The sequence below is a fragment of the Sphingopyxis sp. genome, from assembly GCF_036402335.1.
Taxonomy (GTDB): Bacteria; Pseudomonadota; Alphaproteobacteria; order Sphingomonadales; family Sphingomonadaceae; genus Sphingopyxis.
In genome coordinates, this window is sequence record NZ_DASWTD010000623.1 from 1 (window position 1) to 6,553 (window position 6,553).

Below are 6,553 nucleotides of genomic sequence, written 5' to 3' on the forward strand. Positions count from 1 at the left end.
CATCGCGGTAATCGGCGACGGCGCCGCGACCGCCGGCATGGCGTTCGAAGCGATGAACAATGCCGAAGCGGGCGGCAGCCGGCTGATCGTCATCCTCAACGACAACGACATGTCGATCGCCCCGCCGGTGGGCGGGCTGTCGGCCTATCTCGCCAAGCTGGTGTCGTCGCGGCCGTTCATCGAGCTGCGCGAGATCGCGCGGCGCTTTGCGCGCAAGCTGCCCGAGCCGTTGCACAAGGCGGCGAAAAAGACCGACGAGTTCGCGCGCGGCATGGCGATGGGCGGCACGCTCTTCGAGGAACTGGGTTTCTACTACGTCGGGCCGATCGACGGGCATAATCTCGAGCATCTGATCCCGGTGCTCGAAAATGTGCGCGACAGCGACCATGGCCCGGTGCTGATCCACGCGGTGACGATGAAGGGCAAGGGTTATGCCCCCGCCGAGGCCGCCGCCGACAAATATCATGGCGTCCAGAAATTCGACGTGATCACCGGCGAGCAGGCGAAGGCACCGCCGGGACCGCCGGCATACCAGAATGTCTTCGGCGAGACGCTCGCGAAGCTGGCGGAGACCGACAAGCGCATCGTCGCGATCACCGCGGCGATGCCGTCAGGCACCGGGGTCGACAAATTCGCGAAAGCGCATCCGGCGAGGACCTTCGACGTCGGGATCGCCGAGCAGCATGCGGTAACCTTCGCGGCGGGGCTCGCGGCGCAGGGGATGCGGCCCTTTGCGGCGATCTATTCGACCTTCCTCCAGCGTGCCTATGACCAGGTCGTTCACGACGTCGCGATCCAGAATCTGCCGGTGCGTTTCGCGATCGACCGCGCGGGGCTGGTCGGCGCCGACGGGTCGACGCACGCAGGCTCGTTCGACGTCACCTATCTGGCGACCCTGCCCAACATGGTGGTGATGGCGGCGGCCGACGAGGCCGAACTGGTCCATATGACCTATACCGCCGCCGAATATGACGAGGGCCCGATCGCCTTCCGCTACCCGCGCGGCAACGGTACCGGCGTGGCGCTGCCCGCGGTTCCCGAGAAGCTGCCGATCGGCAAGGGGCGCGTCGTACGGCAAGGCAAGACGGTGGCGATCCTCTCGCTGGGCACGCGGCTCGCCGAAGCCTCGAAGGCGGCCGACACGCTGGAGGCGCGCGGGCTGTCGACGAGCGTGATCGACCTGCGCTTCGCCAAGCCGCTCGACGAGGAACTGATCCGCAAGACACTCGCGAGCCATGAGGTCTGCGTGACGATCGAGGAAAACAGCGTCGGCGGGCTCGGCGCGCATGTGCTGACGCTCGCCAGCGACGAGGGGCTGATCGACGCGGGGTTGAAGCTGCGCACGATGCGCCTGCCCGACATCTTCCAGGACCAGGACAAGCCCGAGCTGCAATATGACGAGGCGGGGCTCAACGCGCCGCAGATCGTCGATACCGTACTGAAGGCGCTGCGTCACAACAGCGCGGGCGTCGAGGAAGCGGGCGCGCGGGCTTAAACTCTCCCGTTCGTGCTGAGCTTGTCGAAGCACCGTCCTTTTCCTTCGATGGTGAAAAGCAAGAACTGCCCTTCGACAAGCTCAGGGCGAACGGAAGAGAGGGGAAGTCCGCCGCATGAACTTCTTCAACCTCCTGCAATCGCTCGACGAGCTTTTGTACGAGGTGATGTCGTGGCTGGTCTTTTACCCGATCACGCTGTGGCGCACGCTCGTTCGCCCGCTACAGATGATGGACTATTCGGACAGCGAGCAGGGCGATGCTAGCGACCAGCAATATACCGATACGCTGAGCCCGCCGCTGTTCCTGCTCCTGTCGCTGATCATCGTTCACGCGGCCGAGATCGCGCTAGTCGGCAACGACGCGGTGGTCGCGAGCAAGGTCGGGCTGTCGGCCTTTGTCAGCAACAACACCGACCTGATCATGCTGCGCATCGTGACCTACAGCCTGTTCCCGGTGATGATGGCGACGCGGATGGTCCGCGCGCAGGCGTTGCAGGTCAACCGCGATACGCTGCGCGCCCCCTTTTACAGCCAATGCTATGTCGCCGCGGTGCTCGCGATGCTGCTCGGCACGTCGGTGATCCTGATCAAGCTCGCGCACGACTGGTCGGTGCTCGCGGGCGGTGCGCTCGCGCTGTTCGGGCTGTTGTGGTTCGGCTTTTTGCAGACCGCCTGGTTCAACCAGCATCTGAAATGCGGGCGGCTCCGCGCCTTCGGCCACGCGTCGCGCGCGATGGTCGAAAGCCTGGCCGCGATGTTCGTCCTGTCGAGCCTGTTCAGCTAGCCGCTCCAAAAGAAAACGGCCCGGAAAGCCGGGCCGAGATCTGTCGGATCGGGCTCGTTCAGCCCGTCGGGATCGCCGCCGATGCCTCGCGGCCGTCGCCTTCGGGGGCGGCGAGGATGTCGCGGGTGACGAGGCCCTTGTCGACGACCTGCGTGTCGGGGCTGCCGACCTCGCTGCGGATGCCGGGGTCGGCGCGCGCGCCGTCGGCGCTGCCGATGATCTGCGTTTCGCTGGGGCTGCGCGGTGCGGCGCCGCCGAACAGCGCGCGGAGCGTCTGTTCCGCGGTCGTTTCGCCGCCGGCGCGCGCGCTGCCGGGTGCCGGCGGGCTCAGCGAATAGTCGGGCGGCACGACGAGCGGCGCCTGACGCGACACCATCATCTCGTCGGGACGGTCGCGGCTGAACAGGCTGTTCGACCCGCAGGCCGACAGGGTGGTGGCAATAATCGAGGCTGCCAGGATGGCGGTGGTCCGGTTCACTTGACTTAAACTCCTATGCGCCCCGTTTACTCGGCGGACGGCCTGGCGTCCGCGGCTGGGGCCTTTTCGCCCAAGAGCAGCGCGCGCGCAACCAGCAAAAGCACGCCGAGCGTGATGCACGCATCGGCGACGTTGAAGATCATGAAGGGGCGGAAATCGCCGATATGCAGGTCGGCGAAGTCGACGACATAGCCGAAACGCACGCGATCGACGATGTTGCCGAGCGCGCCGCCGAGGATCATCGCGAGCGCGATCACGTCGCCCTTCGCCTGCTCGCGCGTCATCCAGAAGGCGACCGCAGCGGCGACCAGCCCCGTTACCGCGACGAGCGTCCAGCGCGTCGTGTCGGTGCAGCTTGCGAACATCGACAACGAAATCCCGCAATTCTCCGCCCAGGTCAGGTTGAAGAAGCCCGTGATCTCGATCTGCCCCTTGGGCTCGAGCGACAAGGGCACGGTGACGACCCATTTGGTGATCTGGTCGAGGATGAAGGCAACGGCCGCAAAAATCAGACCGAAGCGCAGGTGCGGGGAACGTTTGCTGCTCATGCCGCGGTCAATACCGTGTCACAGCGATTGCACAAGCTGCCGTCGGCCTCGACCTCGGGCAGGTGGCGCCAGCAGCGGCCGCATTTGTGGTTTTCGGTTGGCCGTGCCGTAGCCGAAAATCCGATTTCATCGTCATCGGGCAGGCGCTCTGCCTCGAGTGTCACCGACGAAACGATGCTGAGTTCGGCGAGGTCGACCGAATTGAAGACCTGTTCGTCAAACTCCTGTTTGATACGGAAGTCGATTTCGGCGGCGAGGCTCGACCCGACGATCTTTTCGCGCCGCAATGGTTCGACCGTTGCCACGATTTCCTCACGAAAAAGGCGCACGCGCATCCAGCGCATCGTGAGAGGGATATCGGCCCACGCGGCGTCGACGTTCGGCCACTCCAGCAGATGCACGCTGCCCGCTTCGGGATAGCGCGTGCCCCACACTTCCTCGGCAGTGAAGACCAGCACCGGGGTCGCGTAGCGGATCAGCGCGTGGAAGAGGATATCGAGCACGCTGCGGTACGCGCGGCGCGTGTCGGTGCCGAGCGGCGCGGCGGGGCCGAGGTCGCAGTAGAGGACGTCCTTGCGGATATCGAAATAAAAGGCCGACAGATCCTCGTTGCAGAAATCGGCGAGCAAGCGGGTATATGTGTTGTAGTCGAAGTCATCGACCGCCTGCACCATCTTCTTGTCGAGGTCGGCGAGCAGCGAGAGCATATAGCGTTCGAGCTCGGGCATCTTCGACACGTCGTCGATGCGTTCTTCCTCGCTGAACCCGTCGAGCGCGCCGAGCAGGTAGCGGAAGGTGTTCCTGAGCTTGCGATACTGGTCCGCGACCCCGGTCAGGATCTCCTTGCCGATGCGGTGGTCCTCGGTGAAGTCGACCGACAGCGCCCACAGGCGGAGGATGTCGGCGCCATAGTCGCGCATCAGGTCGATCGGGCTGATCGTGTTGCCCAAGGACTTCGACATTTTGAAGCCCTTGCTATCCATCGTGAAGCCGTGGGTCAGCACCGCCTTGTACGGCGCTTGACCGCGCGTCCCGCAGCTTTCGAGCAAGGACGACTGGAACCAGCCGCGATGCTGGTCGCTGCCCTCCAGATAGAGGTCGGCGCTGTGGGTCGAGCCGTCGTGGCGGACGAGTGCGGGCCATTTGCCGCTTTCGAGCACGAAGGCGTGGGTGCAGCCCGAATCGAACCAGACGTCGAGAATGTCGGTGATGCGTTCGTAGTTGGCGGCGTCATAGGCGTCGCCCAGATATTCCTGCGCGCGCGCGTCATTCCACGCGTCGACGCCGCCTTCGCGCACCGCCGCGACGATGCGGTCGTTGACTTGCGGGTCGTTCAGATAGTGACCGGTCTTGCGGTCGACGAAGAGCGTGATCGGCACGCCCCATGCGCGCTGGCGGCTCAGCACCCAGTCGGGGCGCCCTTCGACCATGCTGCCGATGCGGTTGCGGCCCTTGGTGGGGACGAAGCGCGTGTCGGCGATCGCCTGCATCGCCGCCTGCCGCAGCGTCGGCGCGTCGCACAGATCCTCCTCGTGCGGGTTGATCGCGCCGCCCTCATTCTCCCAGCGCTTCTCGCGCGGGGTCTTGGGCTCGATATGCGTCATCACCTTGTCCATCGGCACGAACCATTGCGGGGTGCAGCGATAGATGACCTTGGCCTTCGAGCGCCAGCTGTGCGGATAGCTGTGCTTGTAGTCGGCCGACGCTGCGAGCAGGCCGCCGGCCTCGCGCAGGTCCGAACAGATCGGGCCGTCGGGGGCGTTGAACTTGGGGTTGATCACGCTGCCCTGGCCGCCGAGCCAGCCCCAGTCGGCGCGATATTTGCCGTCGCCCTCGACCGCGAACACGGGATCGAGCCCGTTCGCCTTGCAGAGGTCGAAATCATCCTCGCCATGATCGGGCGACATATGGACGAGCCCGGTGCCGCTGTCGGTGGTGACGAAATCGCCCGCGAGGAAGGGGCGGGGGCGCGCGAAGAAGCCGCCGAGCGCGTGCATCGGGTGGCGGGCGATGGTGCCGGCGAGGTCGGCGCCTTTGCCGCGCCAGATTTCGGTGCCCGTGCGACCGGTGCGTGCATAGAATTGCTCGAGGAGCGGTTCGGCCACCAGATATTCGCCAAGGCCATGCATCGCGTCGTCGAACAGCTTCACCGAAACATAGTCGACATCCGGCCCATAGGCCAAAGCCTGGTTGACCGGGATCGTCCACGGCGTCGTCGTCCAGATGACCGCATGCGCGCCGACCAGTTCGGCGATCGGGCTCTCGACGATCTCGAAAGCGACATCGATCTGGGTCGAGACGATATCCTCATATTCGATCTCGGCCTCGGCGAGCGCGGTCTTTTCGACCGGTGACCACATCACCGGCTTGGCGCCGCGATAGAGCATGTCGTTCGCGGCGAATTTGAGCAGTTCGCGCACGATGGTGGCTTCGGCCTCAAAATCCATCGTCAGATACGGATGGTCCCAGTCGCCGCCGATGCCGAGGCGCTTCAGCTGCTCGCGCTGGGTGTCGACCCAATGCTGCGCATAGGCGCGGCATTCGGCGCGGAATTCCTCGACGGGAACCTCGTCCTTGTTCAGCTTCTTCTTGCGATACTGCTCCTCGACCTTCCACTCGATCGGCAGGCCGTGGCAGTCCCAGCCGGGGACGTAGGGCGAATCCTTGCCCTTCAGCGTCTGGGTGCGGACGACCATGTCCTTCAGGATATGGTTGAGCGCATGGCCGATATGCATGTCGCCATTCGCGTAAGGCGGGCCGTCGTGGAGGATGAACTGGTCGCGGCCCTTGCGGCTCTCGCGAATCTGCCCTTCGAGATTGCCCTCGAGCCATTTGGCGAGAATCAGCGGCTCCTTCTGCGGCAGGCCGGCCTTCATCGGGAAGTCGGTCCTGGGCAGGAAGACGGTCGAACGGTAGTCGGTCTTGCTATCGGGGGCGTCGGACATTGCGCGCGGCATTAGCGGGCGCAGGCGAAGATGCAAACCTCCAGTTCCTCCCCGAGCTTGTCTCGGGGAGGGGGACCGCTCGGCGAAGCCGAGTGGTGGAGGGGCCCCTCCGTCAGTCGCTGCGCGACTGCCACCTCCCCATTGCTACGCAACAGGGAGGAGCAACCCTCTTGCCTCCGCGGCATCCCGATCCATCTGCGCTTTCAGCGCCTCGACGCTGTCGAACTTCATTTCCGGCCGCAGGTAATGGTGAAGCGCCACCTCGATCGTCCGCCCGTAAAGATCACCCACGAAATCGAACAG

At 64.9% G+C, this 6,553-nt stretch carries 6 protein-coding genes; 2 read left to right on the top strand and 4 right to left on the bottom strand.

Annotated features, from left to right (window positions below; genetic code table 11):
• A partial coding sequence (gene dxs, locus VGD20_RS20010; protein ID WP_331136131.1) for a 1-deoxy-D-xylulose-5-phosphate synthase occupies positions 1-1,495 on the top strand: 1,495 nt, incomplete at its 5' end.
• Between the two features lie 115 nt (positions 1,496-1,610).
• Positions 1,611-2,279 (top strand): hypothetical protein, encoded by a 669-nt coding sequence (locus tag VGD20_RS20015; RefSeq protein ID WP_331136132.1) that lies wholly within the window; start codon positions 1,611-1,613, stop codon positions 2,277-2,279.
• A 58-nt stretch (positions 2,280-2,337) separates the two neighbouring features.
• Here VGD20_RS20015 and VGD20_RS20020 read toward each other — a convergent pair whose 3' ends face one another.
• The 4 genes from VGD20_RS20020 to VGD20_RS20035 form a co-directional block, all read right to left on the bottom strand.
• Complete coding sequence (locus VGD20_RS20020) at positions 2,338-2,757, bottom strand: DUF3035 domain-containing protein (protein WP_331136133.1); 420 nt, start codon at positions 2,755-2,757, stop codon at positions 2,338-2,340.
• Between the two features lie 26 nt (positions 2,758-2,783).
• Positions 2,784-3,305, bottom strand: a complete 522-nt coding sequence (gene lspA, locus VGD20_RS20025) for a signal peptidase II (protein ID WP_331136134.1) — start codon at positions 3,303-3,305, stop codon at positions 2,784-2,786.
• A complete protein-coding gene (gene ileS, locus VGD20_RS20030) occupies positions 3,302-6,250 on the bottom strand; it encodes an isoleucine--tRNA ligase (protein WP_331136135.1) in 2,949 nt (982 codons plus the stop codon). Before ileS ends, lspA begins: the two co-directional genes overlap by 4 nt.
• Before the next feature lie 144 nt (positions 6,251-6,394).
• Positions 6,395-6,553, bottom strand: a 159-nt coding sequence (locus VGD20_RS20035) for a riboflavin kinase (RefSeq protein ID WP_331136136.1), incomplete at its 5' end; no start/stop codon positions are given.

Bases quoted from the DNA above. Each gene is read 5' to 3' on its own strand.
- VGD20_RS20015 (WP_331136132.1), top strand. From the start codon at position 1,611: ATGAACTTCTTCAACCTCCTGCAATCGCTCGACGAGCTTTTGTACGAG.
- lspA (WP_331136134.1), bottom strand. From the start codon at position 3,305: ATGAGCAGCAAACGTTCCCCGCACCTGCGCTTCGGTCTGATTTTTGCG.
- ileS (WP_331136135.1), bottom strand. From the start codon at position 6,250: ATGTCCGACGCCCCCGATAGCAAGACCGACTACCGTTCGACCGTCTTC.